This window comes from Streptomyces sp. NPDC012935 (assembly GCF_042900345.1).
GTDB lineage: Bacteria > Actinomycetota > Actinomycetes > Streptomycetales > Streptomycetaceae > Streptomyces.
Genome location: NZ_JBIBBC010000099.1, coordinates 1 through 1,192, shown reverse-complemented (window position 1 = coordinate 1,192; position 1,192 = coordinate 1). Strand labels below are relative to the sequence as shown.

The window sequence follows — 1,192 nt, the reverse complement described above, 5'->3', positions numbered from 1 at the left end:
CGGAGCTCCAGGGCATCGTGAAGCGGGCGCTCGATGGCGGGGCGTGAGCGGGGCGAGGGGCGCGGGCCGGGCGGTCGTCCGGCCCGCGGGGCCCCTGCGGCAGGCAGGGCAGGCCGGGCAGACCGGGCAGGCCGGGCGGACAGGGCAGACAGGAAGGGCCGGGTCGGTGTGCTCGGCTCGGACCGGGGGTTCGTGACGGCCGAGTCGGCTGTCGTGCTGCCGGTGCTCGTGCTGTTCGCCATGGCGCTGGTGTGGGGGCTGCTCGCGGTGGCGGCGCAGATCCAGTGCGTGGACGCGGCCCGCACCGGGGCTCGCGCGGCAGCCCGGCAGGACCCGGACGACGCCGTCATCGAGGTCGCCGGCGACGTCGCACCGCGCGGCGCGAAGGTCACGGTGGCCCGGGAAGGGGGCGTGGTCCGGGTGGTCGTGGTGGCCAGACCGCCGATGCTGCGCGGGCTGCCGTTCGAGGTACGCGAGGAGGCCGTGGCGTCGGCGGAGGAGATGGTGGGGGTGGAGCCGTGAGCGCGGGGAGCGGACGAGTGCGTAGGCGCCTCGCGGGGGTGTCCCGGGCAGGTGTCGCCGGGTCCGATCGGGGGTCGGCCACCGCCTGGAGCCTCGGCCTGATCGCGGTCCTGTGCGTCGTGTTCGGCGTGGTGCTGGCCCTCGGGCAGGCGGTGGTGATCCGGCACCGGGCCGCGGGCGGTGCGGATCTGGCGGCGCTCGCGGCGGCCGACCACTGGGCGGAGGGCACGGCTGGGGCCTGCGCCCGGGCGGAGCGGGTCGCCGAGGCGAGCGGGGCGCGCCTGGTGCGGTGCGTGGTCGTGGGTGACGTGTCGGACGTGACGGCGGCATCCGGACGGGGGCCCTTCACCGCGGAGGCCAGGGCTCGGGCGGGGCCCGGGGGAGCGGGTGTGCCTGGGGCACCGGGTGAGGTTGCAGGAGGGGGCGTACTCGAGGTGCCGGGCGGGACCGGAGGAGGGGGCGCACCCGAGGGACCGGGCGGCACCGAGGAGCGGGTGGGTCTGGAGAACCGGGCGTGGCCAGGGGACTGAAGGGGGCCGAGGGGCCGAATGGGCCGGGCGGGCCCACGGGACTGAATGGGCCCGAGGGACCGAAAGGGCCCACCCCGCGAGAGGGAGGAGGCCCGCCGGGCGGCGGCGAGCCGTAGGGGCTACGCGAGGTACCGGCCGAG

The 1,192-nt window shown here is 77.9% G+C and carries 2 protein-coding genes; both read left to right on the top strand.

The window, feature by feature from the left end:
- The first annotated feature begins 192 nt into the window (after positions 1–192).
- Entirely contained in the window at positions 193–522 is a 330-nt protein-coding gene (locus tag ACFY5C_RS41830) for a TadE family type IV pilus minor pilin (protein ID WP_389455332.1), read from the top strand.
- A gap of 17 nt (positions 523–539) precedes the next feature.
- Complete coding sequence (locus ACFY5C_RS41825) at positions 540–1,052, top strand: Rv3654c family TadE-like protein (protein ID WP_389455330.1); 513 nt, start codon at positions 540–542, stop codon at positions 1,050–1,052.
- The last annotated feature ends 140 nt before the right edge of the window (positions 1,053–1,192 follow it).